We start from the raw sequence: 21,457 nt of genomic DNA on the forward strand, positions 1-21,457 counted from the left end.
GTTATTGAGTTATTAGGTTATTCAGCTTAATAACTCAGTAACTTAATAACAATAATCAGCTACCCAGTAATAAATAGCTCTTACAGGTAGTCAATTTTAAATCAGTGAAATCATCTTTATCGGTGAAATCACAAGCAAAAAACAACAATGAGCCAAAGAATCAGAATCAAATTGAAATCTTACGATTACAACCTGGTTGACAAATCAGCTGAGAAAATCGTTAAGACTGTAAAGCCAACCGGCGCTGTAGTAAGCGGACCGCTGCCTTTACCAACAGAAAAGAAAATCTTTACTGTACTGCGTTCACCACACGTAAACAAAAAAGCACGTGAGCAGTTCCAACTTTGCAGCTACAAACGTCTGTTAGACATCTATAGCTCAAACTCTAAAACTGTAGACGCGCTGATGAAACTTGAATTGCCAAGCGGCGTTGAAGTAGAAATCAAAGTGTGATAGGACCGGAAGGTTCGAAATTATACAAAAGGCTATCCTGATTGATCAGGGTAGCCTTTGTTGTTTTTGTGGGTTCAAACTACCTTCTTATAGCCCAAACTTCCCTCATACTTTTTATATGTTCCTTTGTCGCAATATTAATTTCTTTCTTTGATAGTCCCATTTTTTTATATTTCGATTTTATAACATCTGTTAAAATTGTATTCCATTTAAAATCGAAACCTAAATCTGGTACTTCCAAAAGTACTTTATCTTCTTTTTGAGTGCTTGAGGGTTTATCTCCTGTTTTTCCGACTTGAAGAATGAAGCCACGAGATTGAATTATTCCTTCAATTAATGCATTTTCATTTTGTGTGTCAAAAACAATAGCAAAAGATGTCTTCATAGGTTTCATGAATTCAATTGTTAGATAGATTTTTTTTCTATTCCAAATCGAGCTTGACCATCTAAATATTGCATCTCCAGGAGGTAAATTCCTATGCACGGAAATTAATTCTTTAATTTCTTGATGACCAAGCGGATCAATAATTAGTAAAGGGATAAATCTTCCTTCACCAATAACAGTTGAAGATAAAGCACCCTCGCCCACAACTTGAAATACGGGATGATCCCAATTTTTAATTTTCATCTCCTAAATCTTTTATTAAAAACACTTCTAAAGTATCAGTGTGGTTATCAACGTCTGAAAGCCTTAAAACATACTTTAATATGCGATTATTCATTAAAATATCGGATGGATATTGAAACACAAACCATTTAGATTCAGATGTTTTTTCTTCCAATGTTATGTTAGAAGAAAAAAGAGTAAGGCTTTTAGTTAGATCAAGTTTAAGGTCAGCTGGGCTATAATCGATAACGATATGTTTAACCTCGTTTTCGTTTCCGACATATTGGATCTCTAAATATGCAAGAAATGAATTTTTTAAAGTGGCTTTGTTACTAATGGTTACGTTGAACAATAGAAATCTTCTTCCACTTTTTTTTTCGTCGCGGCTAAAGCTATTTATTAAATATAAAGTGAAGTTTGAGAGTTTGCTTAAATGCTCTTTTTTTGAAAGGCGATATGTTTTGCTGAAAATGCGATTGTAATATAAAGAACAGATTAACGAAAGACTGGATATTATTATCGAAATAATACTTAATTCGGTACTACTAAGATTGGTGATTTTTGAAATAAGGCTCATTGGCTAAATAAATGTCTAAATAAAAATAAGTAAAATAATTTGTTCTAATTCGGAATTATAGTCGTTTTACCCTGTTCGCCCACGAACAATAACTGTATCAGTACCGGACAGTTTTTACTTGCAGTGTTTTTGTAATCATTTGTTTATGAGTTACTTATTAATAAGGTTTCGTTTTTGGTACAGTAAGCAGACGGTTGTACACAACTTATTATCCTATGCTTAAAAATTATCTCAAGATCGCGTGGCGTAACCTGCTTAAGAATAAGGTTTACTCGTTTATTAATGTAGTCGGGTTAGCGCTCGGTATGGCCGTGGCCATACTCATAGGCTTGTGGCTTTGGGACGAAGTATCCTTCGATCACTATTTCGAGAAGCACGACAGGCTGGGGCAGATCATGGTCACCCAAACATTTGACGGACACACCGGTACGCAAATGGCGGTTGCGGTACCCCTGCGCGACGAGTTGAAGACAAAATACGGCGGTGATTTTAAAGCGATAACGCTTGCCTCGTGGAATATGCCTTTTACACTTGGGGTAGGTGATAAGAAAATTGCACAGAAAGGGATGTATACCCAGCCGCAGTTACCCGAGATGCTGACGCTGAAAATGGTAAGGGGTAATATCAACAGTTTGAACGATCCTTCATCTATACTACTTGCAAAGTCCGTTGCAGACGCCCTTTTTAATAACCTTGACGTGATCGGGAAAACCGTTAGGGTAAATAATAAATTTGATCTGAAGGTCGCAGGTGTATATGAAGATCTGCCCCATAATACCACCTTTTATGATACCAAGCTGTTAATGGCTTGGGATAAGTACCTTTCTGTTGAAGACTGGGTAAAACAGTCGGAAAAGGAGTGGGGTAACCACAGTTTCCAGCTTTTTGCAGAGCTGAACGATCATGTGGATTTTGATAAGGAAACACAGAAAATACGCGGTGCTATACATGGCAAGTTTAAAGAGGGTAACGAATGGCTGCTGGTTCATCCAATGGATAAATGGCATCTGTACAGCGAATTTAAAGATGGTAAAGTATCCGGTGGGCGGATCCAGTATGTGTGGCTATTCTCTATCATTGGTGTGTTTGTGCTGATGCTGGCCTGTATTAATTTCATGAACCTGAGCACCGCCCGTTCAGAGAAGCGTGCGAAAGAAGTGGGCGTCCGTAAGGCGATCGGTTCTTTACGCAGGCAATTAATAGCACAGTTCCTGAGCGAATCTATCCTGATTGCTGCATTGGCCCTTTTGGTATCAATGGTATTAGTGCTGGCCTTTCTTCCCACGTTTAACACACTCTCTTCAAAACAAATTCAACTGCCTTGGTTAAATCCTTTCTTCTGGGGGATCTGCCTGGTATTCACTTTGGTTACAGGCCTGGTTTCAGGAAGCTATCCGGCATTTTATCTGTCGGGCTTCAATACCATTAAAGTACTGAAGGGAACTTTCAAGGCCGGGCGCTTTGCCGCGCTACCCAGAAAGGTGTTGGTTGTTTCGCAATTTACCGTTTCCATCACCCTGATCATCGGTACCATCATCGTGTTTAAACAGATCCAGTTTGCAAAGAACCGGCCTGTTGGCTATTCACGTGAAGGGCTGATCACGATTGACATGAATACGCCGGAGATACGCGGACATTATGATGCTTTAAGAGCAGATCTGCTGAAGACAGGCGCCGTGGAAAATATGGCACAATCTTCCAGCCCGTCGACAGATGTATGGTCTAACCAGATTGGCTTTAACTGGAGAGGTAAAGATCAAACCACTAACCCGATTTTCGGCACCATTGCCGTTAGTCACGATTACGGCAAAACCATCGGCTGGAAAATTGGAAACGGCCGCGATTTTTCACGGGATTTTGCTACTGATACCGCTGCCTTGCTGATTAATGAAGCCGCCGCAAAATATATCGGCTTTAAGAACCCGGTAGGTGAAACTATTAAGTGGAATGATAAACCATATACGGTTATAGGCGTAATTAAAGATATGGTAATGCAGTCGCCCTATTCGCAGGTAATGCCAACGGTTTTCAAGCTGGATTACAACTGGGCTAATCTCATCACCGTGAAACTGAAACCCACCATGCCATTACGGGAGGCGCTAAGCAAAATAGAACCCGTATTTAAACAGTATAATCCGGGTAGTCCGTTCGATTTTAAGTTTACAGACGATGAATACAAGACTAAGTTCGCAGATGAAGAGCGCATAGGCAACCTTGCTACATTCTTTGCTATCCTTGCCATTTTTATCTCTTCGCTCGGCTTGTTCGGTTTGGCCTCTTTCGTGGCAGAGCAGCGTACGAAGGAAATTGGGGTACGCAAGGTATTGGGCGCTTCAGTGTATAATCTCTGGAGCATGCTTTCAAAGGATTTTGTTACCCTGGTAGTAATCTCTTGCCTTATCGCCATACCGATTGCCTGGTACTACCTGAGCGATTGGCTGAAAACCTACGAATACCGTACAGAGATCTCCTGGTGGATATTTATCATTGCCAGCTTCGGAGCCATGCTGATCACGCTGGTCACCGTAAGTTTTCAGGCCATCAAAGCAGCAATGGCCAACCCGGTAAAGAGTTTAAGGACAGAATAATATTTGTTAATTAATGTGTTGCGAAGGCTGCCACGATGTATCGGGGCAGCCTTTGTTTGTTTACGTAAAAAGCCTTACTTTTAAGTATATGCGAATTTGCCTATTCCTTGTAATACTTTTAGGTTTTAGCTGTAGCCCTAATAAATATAGTGGTAAGTTTAGGGATCCGGCTAATAGTTCTGCATCAATTGCTGCCTTCAAAAGTTATGTCGCTAAAAATTTGCTTTATCCGGCTGTTGCACGAGAAAATGGTGTACACGGACTTATTATCGCATCGTTTAATGTAGATGAAAAGTCTCAAATAAAAGCTGTACGGATCACAAAACCACTTTTTTCGGCTTGCGACGAAAAGGTGATTAGTTTGCTTAATCGGTATCCTGATAAACTTTCAGTGAGACCAGGTACTTATAGCATTATGGTGGAATTTATGCTTTATATCGACGGGAAAAAGCAATACCACAGCACCGAGTTGAACAATACTGATAAATCACATTTGTTATTTACACTTGTTAAAAAAGGCTCTGCTTCTACGGGTAAGATAACAATCGTTAATTAGCATTGAACAAGAATCGGCTGTTATTCACCCATTAACATTAACTGATCCGGGTAAAACAACTCACGCAGGTGGTCGCCGTCTGTTAAATCAACCAAAACCTGTCCTTCTATAATTTCTGCTACGTAACCGTTACCATTGGGCGTTGCTACGTAATCGCCGGGTTTAAATTCCATAAAAAAATCTTTCAGGTAACTACCCGAAAGATTTGAGTTTTGTTTTCTAACAATATGTTTTCAAAGTATTTGATACACCATTATGCAGATTCTTCCCGAAACTAGTTCGGGACGGGTCGCTTCGCTCTGAATGACAAATTTGATTGTTTTATTACTTTAGAGAGCCTTCTCGCTCCTCGTTACTCGCTCCCCGAACCTAAAAAGATCAATACTCCGGCTTACCGGTAATTTCTTCCAGTTTATTACGTGCGGTTTGCAGTTCGCGGGCCAGTTTCTTTTCTTTCTCGTTCGCTTTTACCTTATAGGTTTTATATTCTTCGTCCAGCTCTTCGTACAGGCGAACACGGTATTTTGCTTCGCGGCTATAACTTCCGGAACGGACTATGACGATGGCTGCTACGGCGCCAAACGCCAGCACCAAACCCCACATCAAAGAATTGTATGACGACTTAGACATGTTAATGCCCAGTAAGCTGATGCTATCGCGATTATTGTTCGATTGGTCGAGCGTCTTTTGCTGCTCGTTAAGGGCGGTGTGCGTAGCTTTCAGGCTATCGTTAAGTGCTGCAACCTGGGTTTGCAGTGGGGTTATTTTCTTACGTTCAGCCTTAAGCGAGTCGGTCACACTTTTATAAAATGCGGCAAGCATGCCACGCTGATAGTTGTATGTTTTGCTAAGTAAAAACTGGTATTGCCCGTTCAGGCTGCGGTCGTTAGGTGCAACGGATGTAGTTTGAACCGGGGTAGTGTAGGGCCTTGGGTTAGTCGCGGCAGGAACCTGAGCTCCGGTTTGTGCTCCGGGCGCCGGTGTTTTAGCAACAGTTTTATAAGGATTTGCAGCAGGCTGTTGGGTAGCTGCAGGCTTTGGTTTTACGTTAATGGTTTTGGCAGGCGCAGTAACCTTTTTTGTGGTGTCTTGCGCGCCGGCACTTAAGCTAATGGCTATTAAAGCAACAACTGGAAAATGTTTTAAAAGCAGCTTGTTAGTCATGCGGTATAAAGTTAGTTAGCACTAAAAGCATTTCTGCATTTCAACGTAAACGCTATGCAGATGGTTCACTAAGTTAGCCATTCTAAGTTAATCGGTGGTAAAATAATGTAATTAAAAAGGTAAGCAGCAAATACTTTACTGGTGATTATATTAGCGGCATGAATATCGGCTTTATCGGTTTGGGAGACATGGGTAAGCTTTACGCCAAAGCTTTTGCGGCAATAGGTTGCCATGTTTTCGGGTGCGACCTGCCCCAGAACCGCCACCGGCTCGAAGATGAATTAACCGCTTTAGGCATCCGGATACTGGATGATAATCTCGCTGTTGCCCGTGAAGCGGATTTTCTGATCTATTCTGTCGAAGCAGAAAAAATGGAACAGGTGGTAGCGCAATCGGCAGGGGTGGTAAGGCCGGGAACTATCGTGGCCGGGCAGACATCGGTTAAGCAACCGGAAATCACGGTGCTGGAGAAGTATCTTCCTAATCATGCGCAGATCATTACCTTCCATGCCATGCACGGCCCCGGGTTCGAGCCGAAAGGGCAAAAGTTAATTCTGATCCGTCACCGTGCAGACGATGAGGCCTATCAGCGGATCTATGATCTGTTTGACCAGCTGCAAACGGATATTGTAGAGATACCGGATTATCATCAGCACGACCAGATTGTGGCCGATACACAGGTAGTAACGCACGTGGGTTTCGAAAGTATGGGGACAGCCTGGAAGTCGGCCGGTTTTTTCCCCTGGGATAATGCCTCGTATCACGGTGGTATCGATAATGTGAAAATTTTAACTACGCTTAGAATCTTCAGTTATAAGGCGCACGTGTATGCCGGTTTAGCCATCCTGAACCCCTATGCACGGCAGCAGGTAAAGCAATATGCCACCTCAGAATCTGAATTGTTTAAGCTGATGATTATGGAGGAGGAGCAGGCCTTCCGCGAGCGTTTATATAAAGCGCGGGATTTTGTATTCCATGAAAGCCGCAAACTGATTATGTTTAACGACCAGGTGATGAAAGAATTTTCCCTGGCCGATAGCTCTGTTCACCCAAAACCTAATTCGCACCTGAGTATTTTAAGTATGGTGGATGCCTGGTACCATTTACAGGTAAACCCTTATGATAACCTGATCGGGCAGACACCGCCGTTTAGACTGCGGTTAGGTATCGCAGAATATTTGTTTAAAAACGAAGATCTGCTGGAAGAATCTATAGAGACAGCCTTGTATGATAAGACTATCCGCGGGGACGATCTGGAGTTCCACTCAGCAGTAAGGGAATGGTCATCTATCATCGGTCATGGCGATATTAAGGGTTACAAGAAGCAATTTAATGAGGTGCAAAACTTCTTTGCCGACCGTTTAGAAGAAGGCAAAAAACAAAGCGCCGAACTGATCCGGCGCCTGATGATGGGTTGATTAAAAAGGTAGTTTTCTTACCCTTATTCGGTTATCTTCAACGGTTACAATTTGGGGAACACTAAAGTCTGAAGAAAGCTTTTGGAAAATTAACTGAAGTTTATCAATGATGTTTTCTGCTTTAAAATTTGTTACCCTGAATTGAATAACGGAAGCAGCGTAATTTGTGTGTACGGAAAGTAGCTGACTAAAGTCCATATCTGCTGTGATAATTATTCGGTCTTCTTCAACTGCTTTTCTAAGTATCTCTATATCTGTTAAAGTATGTAGCCCGACATCTGATAGGTGAATGGCATCATAACCTTTATGCCTCAACCAAGTTATCGTTTTGGTTGAAATGCCCATATCTAACAGAAATTTCACTTAGGTAAGATAAAGTTCTTCTTCTGCCAGAAAAGCCGCATATTTTAGACACTCATTAATATCGTCAACTTCAAGAGAGGGATATTCCGAAATAATATCTTCTTTGGCCATGCCACTGGCAATCAGGTTCAAAATCATTGAAACTGTTATGCGCATACCACGGATGCATGCCTTTCCTCCCATTATTTCCGGGCTTGAAGTTATTCGGCTAAATTTCCTCATGATAACAAATATAGCTTTATAACACTACAATCACTACAACCCCCAAGTATTGTTGCTTTCGTCAGCATCCATAAAAATGCCGCCGTTAATCTTAACAGATTTTAAGGTCTTTTTAGTTTTTAAAGCCAGCGTTACTTCTTTCTGGTTGTTTTCCCAAAATGCCGCGGTGCGGTGTATGATTTCTTTGGTGCCGTCTGTATAAGTGAAGGTCACATCAAACGGAACGGCAAAACCGCCAATGTTTTTGATATCGATGTTACTGCCGGCAGCTGTTTTGGTCACCTTGTCAATCGCCAGGTCGATATAATAATTGGTAAAGAACCAGTTCTGGAAAAACCAGTTCAGGTTCTTGCCAGAGCCGCTGCTCATGGAATTGAAGTAATCCCAGGGAATAGGGTGCTTGCCATGCCAGTTATCCATATAAGTATGCAATGCTTTTTTAAATAGCTCGTCGCCGAGCATATCTTTTAAAGCCAGGTAACTTAACGAAGGTTTTACATATTCGTTATTGCCCATACCGCCGACCAACTCGCTGGTAGGTGTGATGACAGGCAAGTCCTCATAGGTTGCCGGATCGTGGATCCAACGGTTTACACGGAACATTTTATACAAGCTATCGGCATAAGGCTTACCAAAATTATGCTGACCGATCAGGGTTTCAAATGTGGTTGCCCAACCTTCATCCATATAACCGTAGCGCGTTTCATTGATCCCCATATAGAATGGGAAATAGGTGTGCGCTATTTCATGGTCCTGTACAAACTGGGCAAACTTCAGGTCTTCCTGGTGGCTGTCGTTCACCATCATCGGGTACTCCATATCTGCAAAACCCTGGAACGCCGTCATCTTAGGGAATGGATACGGTACACCCGGCCAGTTGTTAGAAAACCAGTTGAGCGAATTACGACCGAATTGCACGGAATGGTGAAAGTCTTTGGAAGCATCTGCAAAGGCAGCCTGCATGCTGGCCCTGCGGTTGGCAGTTTTATCAACTACTACACTCGCGGCATCCCACACATAATGGTTGCTGATCCCCAGCGCCACATCGGTGATGTTACTGGCTGTCCACACCCAGGTGTTGGTTGTTTTTTGTGCGGTGATGTTCTTCTTTGCCAGATCTGCTGCCGTAGCGATATGTATAGTAGAATCACTGGTGAAAGAAGCTTCCAAACGTTTAGCATATTCTGGCTGTAAGACTTCATTTGCATTTTGCAGCGTACCAGTTGCCCAAACTACGTAATTGGCAGGGACAGTAACCTTCAACGTATAGTCGTTAAAATCGTTATAAAACTCCTGCGCATCGTTAAAAGGCAGACGGTCCCAGCCGTTGTAGTCATCATATACCGAAACACGGGGGTAGAAGTAGGCCAGGTAATAGGTGGTCGAGTCGATCATGCCTTCACGTTCACTTTGTTTCGAGATCTGGTAATGCCAGGCAATATTTAGCTTCACGGAATCATGCGGAGCAAGCGCCTTAGGTAATCTTACCCCTTGATTGGTAGACGAAGTCGCAGGCACATTAATCACCTGGGCATTCGCTTTAAAGGTGTCGATCTTAATTCCGTCGGTCAGGTAGTCTGCTCCTGCCGGACTTAAACGCGCTGCACCTGGCTTGTGGATATTCAGGATCAGCTTCATGTTTAAACTGCGAAGCGTATCCGGGCTATTGTTGAAGTAGGTAATCTCTTCCGTGCCTTTAATGTTACGATCAGGCGGTGCAACCGTTACATGGATGTTATACCGGCCATGGTTTTGCCAGTAATTCTTTCCCGGCTTGCCATCTATAGAGCGGGTGCCTTTGTCAAACGCTTTCTTGATATCGCGCGGCATATAAAGCGTTTGTGCCGAAGCGCTGCCAAATGCTATAACAAGCAGCGTATTTATAATGGTTTTCTTAAACATTCTTTTTGAAAATAATTTCCACTAATGACTAATGACTAATGACTAATGACTAATGACCAATAACTAAACCTCCGCGAGATATTTATGTACAAAGCTAATGGCCATTGATCCTTCGCCTACTGCCGAGGCAACGCGGTTCATAGCTCCTGCGCGGACATCGCCTGCGGCAAAAATGCCGGGGAAGCTGGTTTCTAACAGGTAAGGGTCGCGCTGTAATTTCCAGATACGGTTAAAGTTATCATAGCTTTTCAGCTCGCGGCCGGTTTCGATAAACTCTTTATTGTTCTTGATAATTTCGGGCTGCAGCCAGTCGGTATAAGGCTTGGCACCAATAAAGATAAACAAACCTGCAGCCTCGCGTTGTTCAGTTGCTTTGGTTTTAACGTTATAAAGCGTTAAGCCTTCCAGGCAGTAATCGCCGTAGGCTTCTATCACTTCTGTATCAGTAATTAGTTCAATGTTCGGCGTGTCGTTCAACTGGTTGATGAGGTAGGCAGACATCGTATACGAAAGCGAATCCTTACGGATGATGATATGCACCTTTTTTGCAAACTTCGAAAGGTACATGGCAGCCTGCCCGGCAGAATTACCGCCGCCTATAATATAAGCATCTTTATCTTTCACCGCATGGGCTTCCGTCATGGCTGCGCCGTAATAGATTCCTGCGCCTGTAAACTTATCTACACCGGTTACTTCCAGTTTGCGATAATCTACACCGGTAGTGATGATAACCGCACGGCTTTTAATTTCATTGCCTTCGTCCAGCACGATGATCTTGTAACCGTCCTTATGCCGGATGGATTGCACCTGCTGCGGCGACAAGAATTCAGCGCCCAGCCTTTTTGCCTGGCTTATCGCACGGCGGGTAAGGTCGGCACCGCTTAAGCCTGATGGAAAGCCCAGATAGTTTTCAATGCGCGAACTTGTTCCGGCCTGTCCGCCGGGAGCTTTTCTTTCTATCAATAATGTTCTTAAACCTTCAGAAGCGCCATATACCGCCGCTGCCAGCCCCGCAGGGCCTGCGCCGATAATGGTTACATCGTAAATGTCATTAGTAGCTTGCGGACTTAAGTTTGTTTTCTCGGCAATTTGCCTGATGTTCGGCTTAACTAGGAATGAGCCATCTTCGAAAAATATCACAGGCAGATCATCGTTGGTCAGGTTATTTGCTGCCAGCCAGTCACAAGCATCCGCATTACGTTGGATATCCAGCCACTTGTATGGGATCAGGTTGCTGGCCAGGAAGTCTTTTACCTGGTGCGATTGCGGCGAAAACTGGTAACCCACCAAACGGATACCTTTAAAATCTGGGGTGAAAGTGCTTTGCCAGTCGCTCAGCAGATCATTGATCACAGGGTACAGCCTTTCCTCTGGCGGGTCCCATGGTTTGGTGAGGTAATAGTCTAACTTAACGTCGTTAATGGCTTTTATCGCGGCTTCGGTATCCGCGTAAGCAGTTAACAGCACGCGCCGGGCATCCGGGAAAAGTTTCACCGCTTTCTGAAGGAAATCAACACCCTCCAGTTCCGGCATCCGTTGGTCGCAGACGAAGAGTGCGATTGGCGCCGAGGAGTTCTTCAGATCCGTGAGGCTTTCGAGTGCTTCATTAGCAGAAGTAGTGCTGATGATCTTATATTCTTTACCGTACTGGTTTTTTAAATCGCGCGAAATGGCACGTAAAACCTGCGGGTCGTCATCAATACAAAAAATTATAGGGCGAGTCATAGATGATTGTCGTAGTTCTGTACAAATTTAACCGTTTATCGGAAAGCACACCACAAATTCGGTATGTCCCGGTTCCGACTTTACTTTAATTGATCCGCGGTGCTGCTGCACAATGCGCTGCACCACTTCCAGGCCCATGCCTGTTCCCTTACCGATAGGCTTGGTAGTATAGAAAGGTTCGAAAATGCGGGTCAGCGTATCCTGCGGAATGCCGGCACCGCTATCGATAATTGAAACAAATACCGATTTTCCATCGGTGACGGTTTTAATAGTAAGCGTCCCTTTGGGGATACCTTCCATTGCATCAATCGCATTATCGATCAGGTTGGTCCAAACCTGGTTCAGCTCGCCAATCATAGCTTTTACCGGCGGGATACTTTCATCATAATCTTTAACCAGATCTATGTTCCCCTTCCTGATCTTGTAACCCAGCATCGTTAAGGTATTATTAATGCCATCATGGATGTTGGCATACTGCTTATCGTGGGCGCGGTCCATGTGTGTAAAGTTCTTGATGGATTTTACCAGGTTCGAGATCCGGTCTGAAGCCTCCAGGATGTCGTCTACCATTTTCTCGGTCACCAGTATACTATTGATCCAGTTTAACACGCCGGAGAGATCTTTCGTCGCGATGTGCGATTTAAACTCATCCAGATCATCGGTCGTCATGCTGAAATCAGTAAATGTTTCGGCCATCTCATCCCCGTTCTCAATCTCATGCTCATCAAACCAATCTATCAGTTTCTCTTCGCGTTCGGCCCTCTGTTTCAGTGTGAACACCGGGCATTCGGCTTCCGATAGTATCCTGAACAGTTTTTTGGCAATGGCATCCATATTTTCTACGTCCATTTGCAGTCCTATCACATTGCGAAACGCATCGGGTTGCATCTGCAGGTGCTTTTTAAGGGATACAGAATCGCGTACGATGGCCGAAGCAGGATTGTTCAACTCGTGCGCAAGACCAGCCGCTACTTTACCCAGGGCCATCATTTTTTCGTTCTGCTGTTGGATGAAGGCAAACTCGCGAACACGATCATTCATGACATGTACCAGGGCCTGGGTAAGTTCGAAGTGATTTTTGATCATCTCCATCATCTTTTCCTTTCGTAGCATAATCAACCTGGTGTTTTCAACTACTTCGCCATAACCAATGCCTTTTTTACCTCTCGAATAGGGGAGATACCCCGAAATAGACCCGGCTTCGAGCATCACCAGTTCGCGGCGTACATTGTTTTGCAGGCTGTAAATCATGATCTTGCCATCGATCATTACCGTTGTGCCTTTTAATTCTTCATCAGGCTTTACAAAAATTTCGCCTGCTTCTAATTCAAGGTAGTCGCTATTATCTATAAACCATTGTAATTGGTCTTCCGGAACGTTATTGAGGGGTTTAAGGCTTTGCAGCCATTGGGTAGACACGGTTAATGTTTGCATATACTAAAAGTAAGCATTTATTCTTGTTAGAAAACACGGTTAGGTGTAGGCGAAAATAACAGATTTAGGTTACAACTTTTTCTGAGGCGGCGTGTTATTCTGATGTTCCTGACCCTGGCCGGTACCCAAACGCCAACGAGCTGCAGTTGCTAAATTGCGGAAAGTGAATGCTATAATTATTTTAAAAATAATTTCCTAAGTATTTGAGAGTTAATTAATAATTCCTATCTTTGCCGTCCCTTTCGGGGGGAAGTATGCCTTGAACGAAGCCCTACTGCTTCGATGGGCAATTAAAACAAAAAATAAAATGTCAGGAATTATTGGTAAAAAAGTAGGAATGACCAGTATTTTCGATGAGGCCGGAAAAAACATTCCGTGTACCGTAATCGAAGCTGGTCCTTGTGTGGTAACACAAGTGAGGTCTGTAGATACAGACGGCTACGCAGCTATTCAGTTAGCGTATGATGAGCAAAAGGAGAAAAACACTCCTGCTCCATTAAAAGGCCATTTCCAGAAAGCCGGAACTACTCCGAAACGCAAACTGGTTGAATTCAAAACTTTCGAGGATCAAAAGAGCTTAGGCGACACCGTTACTGTCGACATCTTCGCTGCTGGCGATTTTGTTGATGTTGTTGGAACTTCAAAAGGTAAAGGTTTCCAGGGTGTGGTAAAGCGTCACGGATTTGGTGGTGTGGGTATGCAAACACACGGTCAGCACAACCGTTTAAGAGCGCCAGGTTCACTGGGTGCATCTTCATGGCCTTCTCGCGTATTTAAAGGTATGCGTATGGCTGGTCAAACAGGTAATGTGCGCGTTAAAGTGCAAAACCTGGAAGTGGTTAAAGTGTATCCAGAACAAAACTTGTTAGTTGTTAAAGGTTCTATCCCAGGAGCTAAGGGTTCATTCGTAATCGTTGATAAATAAGATGGAAGTTAATGTAGTAAATGTATCAGGTCAGCAAACAGGTGCCAAGGTGCAGCTTCCTGATTCGGTATTCGGTATCGAGCCCAACGATCACGCTATTTATCTGGATGTAAAACAATATCTGGCAAATCAGCGTCAGGGTACGCACAAAGCAAAACAACGTAATGAAATTGCAGGTTCAACCCGCAAATTACATAAGCAAAAAGGTACAGGCGGTGCACGTGCCGGCAGCATTAAATCACCATTGTTCAACGGTGGTGGTCGTGTGTTCGGCCCTCAGCCACGCGATTACAGCTTTAAATTAAACAAGAAGCTGAAATCACTGGCGCGTAAATCAGCCTTGACTTATAAAGCTCAGGACAGCAATATCGTAGTTTTAGAAGATTTCACTTTCGATAGCGTAAAAACTAAAAACTATGTGAAACTGGTTGCCGATTTAAACTTGGCTAACGAGAAAACTTTGTTGGTACTGCCTGCAGCAAATAACAATGTTTATTTATCAAGCAGAAATCTGAAAAAAGCGAAAGTGGTTACTGCAGATCAGCTGAACACTTATGATGTGTTAAATGCTGGTAAGCTAATCCTGACCGCAGGTTCTGTTAAAACTTTGGAGGAAGCTTTTGCTAAGTAATTATGGAAATTTTAAAGAAGCCTTTACTTACAGAAAAAGTTGCTCAGTTAACTGAGAAGCTTAATCGTTATGTTTTCAAAGTTGATCACAGAGCTAACAAAATTCAGATCAAGCAAGCGATTGAAAACATGTATGGTGTAAACGTAACAGCGGTAAACACCATGAAATATACCGGTAAACTTAAATCACGCAACACTAAAGCAGGTTTGGTAACAGGCCGTGCTGCTACTTACAAGAAAGCGGTGATTACGTTGAAAGACGGTGAAACAATAGATTTTTATAGCACAATATAAAAAGAGATGGCAGTTAAAAGATTTAAACCGGTTACGCCGGGTACCCGCTTCAGAGTAGGTGCCGATTATTCGGACGTAACAACCAACGTGCCTGAAAAGTCACTTGTTGTATCGCACAAAAAATCAGGCGGTCGTAACAATACCGGTAAAATGACCATGCGTTATATCGGTGGGGGACATAAGAAATCATACCGATTGATCGACTTCAAGCGCAACAAATTCGACATCCCTGCGAAAGTTGCCACTATTGAGTACGATCCAAACCGCTCAGCACGTATTGCTTTGTTAGTATATGCTGATGGCGAGAAACGTTATATGATCGCTCCTGAAGGACTGACTGTAGGTCAGACCGTATTATCAGGCGAAGCGGTAGCTCCAGAAGTAGGTAACACCCTTCCTTTGAAAAGCATCCCGCTGGGTTCGATCATCCATAACATTGAACTTAACCCTGGACAGGGTGGCAGCATTGCCCGCTCTGCAGGTACTTACGCACAACTTTCTGCCCGTGATGGTAAATATGCCATCATCAAATTGCCTTCTGGTGAGACCCGCATGATCCTGTCTACCTGCCTGGCAACTATCGGTGCCGTTTCTAACGCTGAGAAAGCGAACGAAGTATTAGGTAAAGCAGGTCGTAAACGTTGGATCGGTCGTCGTCCAAGAGTACGTGGTGTTGCAATGAACCCGGTTGATCACCCTATGGGTGGTGGTGAAGGCCGTGCTTCAGGTGGTCACCCACGTTCACGTAAAGGTTTATTAGCTAAAGGCTACAAAACCCGCGACAAGAAGAAAACATCGGATCGTTACATCATTGAAAGAAGGAAGAAATAATGGCACGTTCAATTAAAAAAGGACCTTATATCGATTTTAACCTGGAACGTAAAGTTCTAACGTTAAATGAGACCAATAAAAAGTCGGTAGTAAAGACATGGTCACGCCGTTCCATGATTTCGCCTGACTTCGTTGGTCATACATTCGCAGTACACAACGGTAACAAGTTTATCCCTGTGTACGTAACAGAAAACATGGTTGGCCACAAGCTGGGAGAGTTTGCCCCAACCCGTACATTCCGTGGTCACGCAGAAAAGAAAAAATAAGGCATGGAAGCAACAACTAAAATCAAAAAGTCTGTTTTAATCAGACAACAGAAAGAAGCTGCGAAAGCTGTTGTAGGCGGAGCTTCTATCGCTAAACTGCAAAACTGCCCAACTTCACCACGCAAAATGCGCCTGGTGGTTGACCTGATTCGCGGTGAAAACGTTGAGAAAGCGTTATATATTTTAAAATTTACCAATAAGGAAGCAGCTATCCGCGTTGAAAAGTTATTACTCTCAGCTATCAAAAACTGGGAAGCTAAAAACGAAGGAAAACGCGTAGAGGAAAGTGGCTTATACGTAAAAGAAGTATCTGTAGGCGGTGGCCGTCAGTTAAAAAGACTTCGTCCGGCTCCGCAAGGCCGTGGTTACCGTATCCGCAAACGCTCAAACCATGTAACTCTTATTGTGGATAGTAAAAACGAAAACAACTAATCAGAAATGGGACAAAAAGCACATCCAATAGGTAACCGTTTAGGAATCATCAGAGGCTGGGATTCTAACTGGTTCGGTGGCGACAACTACTCCGATAAATTAGTTGAAGACGAAAAAATCCGCAAATATCTTTCAGTACGTATCGCTAAAGGCGGCGTTGCTAAAGTAGTTATTGAGCGTACATTAAAACGTATCACCGTTACAATTCATACAGCCCGTCCGGGTATCGTTATCGGTAAAGGCGGCCAGGAAGTTGACAAGATCAAGGAAGAGCTTAAAAAGCTGACCAAGAAAGATGTTCAGATCAACATCTTCGAGATCAAACGTCCTGAGTTAGATGCACAACTAGTTGCTGAAGGTATCGCTAAGCAATTAGAAGCACGTATCTCATTCCGTCGTGCCATGAAAACTGCTATCGCAGCAACCATGCGTATGGGTGCTGAAGGTATCAAGGTTATGACCAGCGGCCGTTTAGGCGGTGCTGAGATGGCACGTACCGAGCAATATAAAGAGGGAAGGATTCCGTTACATACCTTCCGCGCTGATATTGACTATGCATTGGCCGAAGCATTAACTACCTATGGTAAAATAGGTGTTAAAGTATGGATCTGCAAAGGCGAGGTTTATGGTAAACGCGATCTTTCTCCGAACATTGGTGCAGCAAGCAGCGCAAGCGGCAAAGGCGGTCGTCCAGAGGGCGCAGCTTCATTTGGTGCACGTGGCGAAAGAGGTGGTGACCGTGGCGATCGTCGTGGCGGAGACCGCAGAGGCGGTAACAACCAACGTGGTGGCGGCCAAAACCGTGGTGGTGGCCAGAACCGTGGCGGTCAGAACCGTGGTGGTAACAGATAACAACAGATGTTAGATGTGAGATTTGGGATATGAGAATTATTTCTGAATTGAGCATCTGAAAAGTAAAAACGTTAAGCAACAAAAGGATTTAAGAAAAGAGGTAGAAAAGCCTTCCGGTTTTTCAAATCTCAAATCTCAAATCTCAAATCTTTAAAAAAATGCTACAGCCAAAAAGAACGAAGTTCAGAAAGATGCAAAAAGGCAGGATGAAAGGTTTAGCCACCCGTGGTGCTGAGCTTTCATTCGGATCTTTCGGTATAAAATCACTCGAACCGGCTTGGATTACCAGCCGCCAGATCGAGGCTGCACGTATCGCTGTAACACGTTATATGAAACGTGAAGGTCAGGTTTGGATCAGGATTTTCCCTGACAAGCCGGTAACCAAAAAACCTGCAGAGGTACGTATGGGTAAAGGTAAAGGTGCACCAGAATATTGGGTAGCCGTTGTGCGCCCCGGCCGGATCATTTTCGAAGCCGAAGGTGTACCAATGGAAGTTGCCAAAGAAGCGCTTCGCCTTGCCGCACAAAAGTTGCCTGTACAAACAAAATTTGTAGTACGTAGAGATTACGCAGAGGCATAGTAACAAGTTTGGGTTGGAAAGTTGTAATGTTGAAACGTTGGAAAGTTGATTCAACTGTTACATAAGCACAACATTAAAACCTTACAACCTTTCAACATTAGAACAAAGAAAAGAAATGAAAAACTCAGAAATTTTAGGTCTGTCAACTGAAGAGTTGACCGCAAGAATTAACGAGGAAAAGAACAATCTCAATAAGTTGAAATTTGCTCATGCGGTTTCGGCCATTGAAAATCCGTCTCGTATCACTAAAGTACGTAAGGATATTGCTCGTTTAAATACCGAATTAACAAAGCGTAAAGCGGCATCAGCTTCTGAACAGAAATAACAATCAGCGTCGGAAACAATGGAAAGAAATTTAAGAAAAACACGTACCGGTCTGGTAGTTAGCAATAAGATGGATAAATCTATTGTTGTTGCCGTGGAGCGTAAGGTAAAACACCCTATCTACGGTAAGTTCGTAAAGAAAACTACCAAATTTATGGCTCATGATGAGCAGAATACCTGTGGTATTGGCGATACCGTATTGATTATGGAAACACGCCCGCTGAGCAAAAACAAAAACTGGAGATTAGTTCAAATTTTAGAAAGGGCTAAATAACATGGTACAACAGGAATCAAGATTGAACGTAGCCGATAACAGCGGCGCTAAAGAAGTTTTAGTGATCCGTGTATTAGGCGGTACCGGTAAAAGATATGCCTCTATCGGTGATAAGATTGTAGTTACCGTAAAAAGCGCACTGCCATCTGGCAACGTTAAAAAAGGTAGCGTATCTAAAGCGGTAGTGGTTCGCACCAAAAAAGAAATCCGTCGTAAAGATGGTTCTTATATCCGTTTCGACGACAATGCAGCTGTTTTGTTAAACAACCAGGACGAGCCACGTGGTACACGTATCTTCGGCCCAGTTGCCCGTGAGCTGCGTGAAAAACAATTCATGAAGATTGTATCATTAGCACCGGAGGTACTGTAAAATGGAAAGAAAGAAAAACACACAGCCTAAGCTGAAGATCAAAAAGGGTGATCTGGTAAAGGTAATCGCCGGTGACTCTAAAGGATCACAGGGTAAGGTAACCGAAGTTATCATAGCAACTAACCGTGCGGTGGTAGAAGGCGTAAACCTGGTGTCTAAACACACCAAACCAAACGCTGCTAACCCTAATGGTGGTATTGTTAAACAAGAAGCTGCTATTCACATCTCTAACCTGATGCTGGTTGATCCTAAATCAGGCGAGGCTACCCGCGTTGGCCGTAAAAAGAACAGCGAAGGTAAGTTAGTAAGGTTCGCAAAAAAATCAGGGGAGGAAATTAAGTAATGGCTTATATACCTAGGTTAAAAACCAAATACAAAGAAGAGATCCGCACCGCGCTGAAAGATAAATTTCAGTACAAAAGCGTAATGCAGGTTCCTAAGCTGGAGAAGATCGCGATCAACCAGGGTGTTGGCGGCGCTACTTCAGATAAAAAACTGATCGAGGTTGCTATTAACGAATTATCTACCATCACTGGTCAGCAAGCGGTAGCTTCACGTTCTAAGAAAGATATCTCTAACTTCAAATTACGTAAAAACATGCCTATCGGCGTTCGTGTAACTTTACGTGATAACAACATGTATGAGTTCTTAGACCGTCTGATCGCTGTAGCTTTACCACGTATCCGTGATTTCAAAGGGATCAACGATAAAGGTTTCGACGGAAAAGGTAACTATACGCTGGGTATTACCGAGCAAATTATCTTCCCTGAAATTAATATCGATAAGATTAACAAAATCATGGGTATGGATATTACCTTTGTAACCTCAGCAACAAACGATGTTGAAGCGCTGGAGTTGCTGAAACAATTTGGTTTACCATTTAAAAATCAAAATCCACAACAAAATGGCTAAGGAAGGTGTAAAGGCACGTGAACTTAAACGTGCTAAGTTAGTAGCTAAATACGCTGAAAAAAGAGCAGCCCTTAAAGCCGCTGGCGATTATATCGCTTTAGACAAACTGCCAAAGGCAGCTTCACCGGTAAAACTGCACAACCGTTGCAAATTAACCGGCCGTCCTAGAGGTTATATGCGTCAGTTTGGTATTTCACGTGTAACATTCCGTGAAATGGCACTGGCTGGTAAGATCCCAGGGGTTAAGAAAGCAAGCTGGTAACAATATTTAATTTCGGATTTCGAATGTTCAATTTCGGAATCTGAAATTCTTATTAAAAGATAAATTCGAAATCGGACATCCGACATTCGAAATACGACTAACCGATGGAAGGTCGCCAGGGATAGGCCCTGAAGGAAACCACCATCAATACTTTAAATTTAAATGAATACAGATCCAATCGCAGATTATCTTACACGAGTAAGGAATGCTATTAAAGCCAACCATAGGGTTGTTGAAATTCCTGCATCAAATCTGAAGAAGGAAATCACTAAAGTGCTTTTCGACAAAGGTTACATTGCAAATTACAAATTTGAGGATAACGGTCCTCAGGGCATCATCAAAGTTGCTTTGAAGTACCATCCGGTAACCAAAATTCCTGCTATCCGCACACTTACACGCGTTAGCAAACCAGGTTTGAGAAAATATGCAGGCACTACTAACATGCCTCGCGTATTAAATGGTTTAGGTATCGCTATTTTATCAACCTCTAAAGGTGTGATGACCGACAAGGAAGCACGCGTTAAGAACGTTGGTGGCGAGGTATTGTGCTACATTTATTAATAACAGGAGGAATTAAGCAATGTCAAGAGTAGGAAAAGCACCTATAACAATCCCTTCAGGCGTTACTGTTACCGTTTCTAATGAGAACGTGGTAACTGTAAAAGGCCCGAAAGGCGAATTACATCAGGCTGTAGACAGTGACATCACTGTTAGCCAGGAAGACGGAAGCATCGTGGTAACACGCCCTTCTGATCAAAAACGTCATAAAGCATTACACGGTTTATACCGCGCTTTATTAAATAACATGGTAGTTGGTGTAACAACAGGTTACAAGCTTGAGCAAGAGCTTGTAGGTGTGGGTTACCGCGCTACTAACACAGGTAATACATTAGATCTGGTGCTGGGTTATTCTCACCACTATGTATTTGAATTACCAAACGAAATTAAAGTAACAACAACTGCTGAAAAGGGTAAAAACCCTACTATCATCCTTGAATCAATTGATAAACAATTGATCGGACAGGTAGCTGCCAAAATCCGTTCGCTGCGCGCACCAGAGCCTTACAAAGGTAAAGGTATCAAGTTTGTTGGCGAGGAATTAAGAAGAAAAGCAGGTAAATCAGCATCTAAAAAATAATCGTCATGGCAGGTAAAATATCAAGAAGAGACAGAATTAAAAAAGGAATCAGAAAACGTATTTCAGGTTCTACAGAACGTCCTCGGTTATCTGTTTACAGGAGCAATAAAGGAATTTATGCTCAGATCATCGACGATGTACAAGGTAAAACAATCGTATCAGCATCATCTTTGTCAAAAGATTTTTCTGCAACAGGTACCAAAGCAGAGCAATCTGCAGCAGTTGGTAAACTGGTTGCGCAAAAAGCAATCGCCGCAGGTATTACAACTGTAGTATTTGACAGAAATGGTTACTTGTACCATGGCCGTGTTAAATCACTGGCAGACGGTGCACGTGAAGGTGGTTTAAATTTTTAAT

The 21,457-nt window shown here is 43.1% G+C and carries 30 protein-coding genes; 21 read left to right on the forward strand and 9 right to left on the reverse strand.

The window, feature by feature from the left end; all coding sequences use genetic code 11:
- The first annotated feature begins 147 nt into the window (after positions 1-147).
- The gene (gene rpsJ, locus MUY27_RS18230; protein WP_022830652.1) at positions 148-453 is read left to right on the forward strand and encodes a 30S ribosomal protein S10; all 306 of its coding nucleotides are present in this window, start codon (positions 148-150) and stop codon (positions 451-453) included.
- 79 nt (positions 454-532) lie between these two features.
- Here rpsJ and MUY27_RS18235 read toward each other — a convergent pair whose 3' ends face one another.
- Positions 533-1,081, reverse strand: a complete 549-nt coding sequence (locus tag MUY27_RS18235) for a hypothetical protein (RefSeq protein WP_245132464.1) — start codon at positions 1,079-1,081, stop codon at positions 533-535.
- The gene (locus MUY27_RS18240; RefSeq protein WP_245132466.1) at positions 1,071-1,637 is read right to left on the reverse strand and encodes a hypothetical protein; all 567 of its coding nucleotides are present in this window, start codon (positions 1,635-1,637) and stop codon (positions 1,071-1,073) included. The genes MUY27_RS18235 and MUY27_RS18240 overlap by 11 nt, the downstream gene beginning before the upstream one ends.
- Before the next feature lie 215 nt (positions 1,638-1,852).
- On the opposite strand from MUY27_RS18240, the gene MUY27_RS18245 reads away from it, so the two are divergent.
- A complete protein-coding gene (locus tag MUY27_RS18245; RefSeq protein WP_245132468.1) occupies positions 1,853-4,225 on the forward strand; it encodes an ABC transporter permease in 2,373 nt (790 codons plus the stop codon).
- Between the two features lie 88 nt (positions 4,226-4,313).
- Entirely contained in the window at positions 4,314-4,781 is a 468-nt protein-coding gene (locus tag MUY27_RS18250; protein ID WP_245132470.1) for an energy transducer TonB, read from the forward strand.
- A gap of 20 nt (positions 4,782-4,801) precedes the next feature.
- Here MUY27_RS18250 and MUY27_RS18255 read toward each other — a convergent pair whose 3' ends face one another.
- Positions 4,802-4,954 carry a hypothetical protein gene (locus MUY27_RS18255; protein WP_245132472.1) on the reverse strand — a complete coding sequence of 51 codons (153 nt, stop codon included), beginning with the start codon at positions 4,952-4,954 and terminating at the stop codon, positions 4,802-4,804.
- A 205-nt stretch (positions 4,955-5,159) separates the two neighbouring features.
- The gene (locus MUY27_RS18260; protein ID WP_245132474.1) at positions 5,160-5,945 is read right to left on the reverse strand and encodes a hypothetical protein; all 786 of its coding nucleotides are present in this window, start codon (positions 5,943-5,945) and stop codon (positions 5,160-5,162) included.
- Positions 5,946-6,055: 110 nt separating this feature from the next.
- Here MUY27_RS18260 and MUY27_RS18265 point away from each other — a divergent pair, with 110 nt between their 5' ends.
- On the forward strand, positions 6,056-7,363 hold the full coding sequence (locus MUY27_RS18265) for a prephenate dehydrogenase/arogenate dehydrogenase family protein (protein WP_338042699.1): 1,308 nt from the start codon (positions 6,056-6,058) through the stop codon (positions 7,361-7,363).
- On the opposite strand, the gene MUY27_RS18270 is transcribed toward MUY27_RS18265, so the two are convergent.
- The 5 genes from MUY27_RS18270 to MUY27_RS18290 all read right to left on the reverse strand — a co-directional run bounded on the left by MUY27_RS18270 (position 7,364) and on the right by MUY27_RS18290 (position 13,009).
- Entirely contained in the window at positions 7,364-7,726 is a 363-nt protein-coding gene (locus tag MUY27_RS18270; RefSeq protein ID WP_338042697.1) for a DUF5615 family PIN-like protein, read from the reverse strand. It abuts the gene before it with no gap.
- On the reverse strand, positions 7,727-7,948 hold the full coding sequence (locus tag MUY27_RS18275; RefSeq protein ID WP_245132480.1) for a DUF433 domain-containing protein: 222 nt from the start codon (positions 7,946-7,948) through the stop codon (positions 7,727-7,729).
- 33 nt (positions 7,949-7,981) lie between these two features.
- Complete coding sequence (locus tag MUY27_RS18280; RefSeq protein ID WP_245132481.1) at positions 7,982-9,850, reverse strand: M1 family metallopeptidase; 1,869 nt, start codon at positions 9,848-9,850, stop codon at positions 7,982-7,984.
- Between the two features lie 63 nt (positions 9,851-9,913).
- Positions 9,914-11,575, reverse strand: a complete 1,662-nt coding sequence (locus MUY27_RS18285) for an NAD(P)/FAD-dependent oxidoreductase (RefSeq protein ID WP_245132483.1) — start codon at positions 11,573-11,575, stop codon at positions 9,914-9,916.
- 27 nt (positions 11,576-11,602) lie between these two features.
- Positions 11,603-13,009 carry an ATP-binding protein gene (locus MUY27_RS18290; RefSeq protein WP_245132486.1) on the reverse strand — a complete coding sequence of 469 codons (1,407 nt, stop codon included), beginning with the start codon at positions 13,007-13,009 and terminating at the stop codon, positions 11,603-11,605.
- Positions 13,010-13,316: 307 nt separating this feature from the next.
- Between MUY27_RS18290 and rplC the strand changes: the two genes are divergently transcribed.
- From rplC to rplR, 17 genes are all read left to right on the forward strand, one after another.
- The gene (gene rplC, locus MUY27_RS18295) at positions 13,317-13,934 is read left to right on the forward strand and encodes a 50S ribosomal protein L3 (protein ID WP_245132488.1); all 618 of its coding nucleotides are present in this window, start codon (positions 13,317-13,319) and stop codon (positions 13,932-13,934) included.
- A gap of 1 nt (position 13,935) precedes the next feature.
- Complete coding sequence (gene rplD / locus MUY27_RS18300) at positions 13,936-14,565, forward strand: 50S ribosomal protein L4 (RefSeq protein WP_245132490.1); 630 nt, start codon at positions 13,936-13,938, stop codon at positions 14,563-14,565.
- A 2-nt stretch (positions 14,566-14,567) separates the two neighbouring features.
- The gene (gene rplW, locus MUY27_RS18305; RefSeq protein WP_245132492.1) at positions 14,568-14,858 is read left to right on the forward strand and encodes a 50S ribosomal protein L23; all 291 of its coding nucleotides are present in this window, start codon (positions 14,568-14,570) and stop codon (positions 14,856-14,858) included.
- A 6-nt stretch (positions 14,859-14,864) separates the two neighbouring features.
- Positions 14,865-15,689, forward strand: coding sequence for a 50S ribosomal protein L2 (gene rplB, locus MUY27_RS18310; RefSeq protein WP_245132494.1), 825 nt, complete (start codon positions 14,865-14,867; stop codon positions 15,687-15,689).
- Positions 15,689-15,955 (forward strand): 30S ribosomal protein S19, encoded by a 267-nt coding sequence (gene rpsS, locus MUY27_RS18315; protein ID WP_245132496.1) that lies wholly within the window; start codon positions 15,689-15,691, stop codon positions 15,953-15,955. The genes rplB and rpsS overlap by 1 nt, the downstream gene beginning before the upstream one ends.
- Positions 15,956-15,958: 3 nt before the next feature.
- Positions 15,959-16,387 carry a 50S ribosomal protein L22 gene (gene rplV, locus MUY27_RS18320; RefSeq protein WP_262918355.1) on the forward strand — a complete coding sequence of 143 codons (429 nt, stop codon included), beginning with the start codon at positions 15,959-15,961 and terminating at the stop codon, positions 16,385-16,387.
- Between the two features lie 6 nt (positions 16,388-16,393).
- Positions 16,394-17,239: a 30S ribosomal protein S3 gene (gene rpsC / locus MUY27_RS18325; protein ID WP_245132498.1), complete on the forward strand. Its 846-nt coding sequence runs from the start codon at positions 16,394-16,396 to the stop codon at positions 17,237-17,239.
- A 158-nt stretch (positions 17,240-17,397) separates the two neighbouring features.
- Positions 17,398-17,820, forward strand: coding sequence for a 50S ribosomal protein L16 (rplP, locus tag MUY27_RS18330; protein WP_245132500.1), 423 nt, complete (start codon positions 17,398-17,400; stop codon positions 17,818-17,820).
- Between the two features lie 115 nt (positions 17,821-17,935).
- Positions 17,936-18,145 (forward strand): 50S ribosomal protein L29, encoded by a 210-nt coding sequence (gene rpmC, locus MUY27_RS18335; protein WP_245132503.1) that lies wholly within the window; start codon positions 17,936-17,938, stop codon positions 18,143-18,145.
- A gap of 18 nt (positions 18,146-18,163) precedes the next feature.
- Positions 18,164-18,418, forward strand: a complete 255-nt coding sequence (gene rpsQ, locus MUY27_RS18340) for a 30S ribosomal protein S17 (RefSeq protein ID WP_245132505.1) — start codon at positions 18,164-18,166, stop codon at positions 18,416-18,418.
- A 1-nt stretch (position 18,419) separates the two neighbouring features.
- On the forward strand, positions 18,420-18,788 hold the full coding sequence (gene rplN, locus MUY27_RS18345) for a 50S ribosomal protein L14 (protein WP_245132507.1): 369 nt from the start codon (positions 18,420-18,422) through the stop codon (positions 18,786-18,788).
- Position 18,789: 1 nt separating this feature from the next.
- The gene (gene rplX / locus MUY27_RS18350; protein ID WP_338042698.1) at positions 18,790-19,131 is read left to right on the forward strand and encodes a 50S ribosomal protein L24; all 342 of its coding nucleotides are present in this window, start codon (positions 18,790-18,792) and stop codon (positions 19,129-19,131) included.
- Positions 19,131-19,700, forward strand: a complete 570-nt coding sequence (rplE, locus tag MUY27_RS18355) for a 50S ribosomal protein L5 (RefSeq protein WP_262918356.1) — start codon at positions 19,131-19,133, stop codon at positions 19,698-19,700. The genes rplX and rplE overlap by 1 nt, the downstream gene beginning before the upstream one ends.
- On the forward strand, positions 19,693-19,962 hold the full coding sequence (gene rpsN / locus MUY27_RS18360; RefSeq protein ID WP_066006035.1) for a 30S ribosomal protein S14: 270 nt from the start codon (positions 19,693-19,695) through the stop codon (positions 19,960-19,962). The genes rplE and rpsN overlap by 8 nt, the downstream gene beginning before the upstream one ends.
- A gap of 162 nt (positions 19,963-20,124) precedes the next feature.
- Positions 20,125-20,523 carry a 30S ribosomal protein S8 gene (gene rpsH / locus MUY27_RS18365; protein WP_245132509.1) on the forward strand — a complete coding sequence of 133 codons (399 nt, stop codon included), beginning with the start codon at positions 20,125-20,127 and terminating at the stop codon, positions 20,521-20,523.
- 19 nt (positions 20,524-20,542) lie between these two features.
- Positions 20,543-21,100: a 50S ribosomal protein L6 gene (gene rplF, locus MUY27_RS18370; protein WP_245132511.1), complete on the forward strand. Its 558-nt coding sequence runs from the start codon at positions 20,543-20,545 to the stop codon at positions 21,098-21,100.
- Between the two features lie 5 nt (positions 21,101-21,105).
- Positions 21,106-21,456: a 50S ribosomal protein L18 gene (gene rplR / locus MUY27_RS18375; protein WP_245132515.1), complete on the forward strand. Its 351-nt coding sequence runs from the start codon at positions 21,106-21,108 to the stop codon at positions 21,454-21,456.
- The last annotated feature ends 1 nt before the right edge of the window (position 21,457 follow it).

The sequence above is a fragment of the Mucilaginibacter straminoryzae genome (genome assembly GCF_022953055.1).
Taxonomy (GTDB): domain Bacteria; phylum Bacteroidota; class Bacteroidia; order Sphingobacteriales; family Sphingobacteriaceae; genus Mucilaginibacter; species Mucilaginibacter straminoryzae.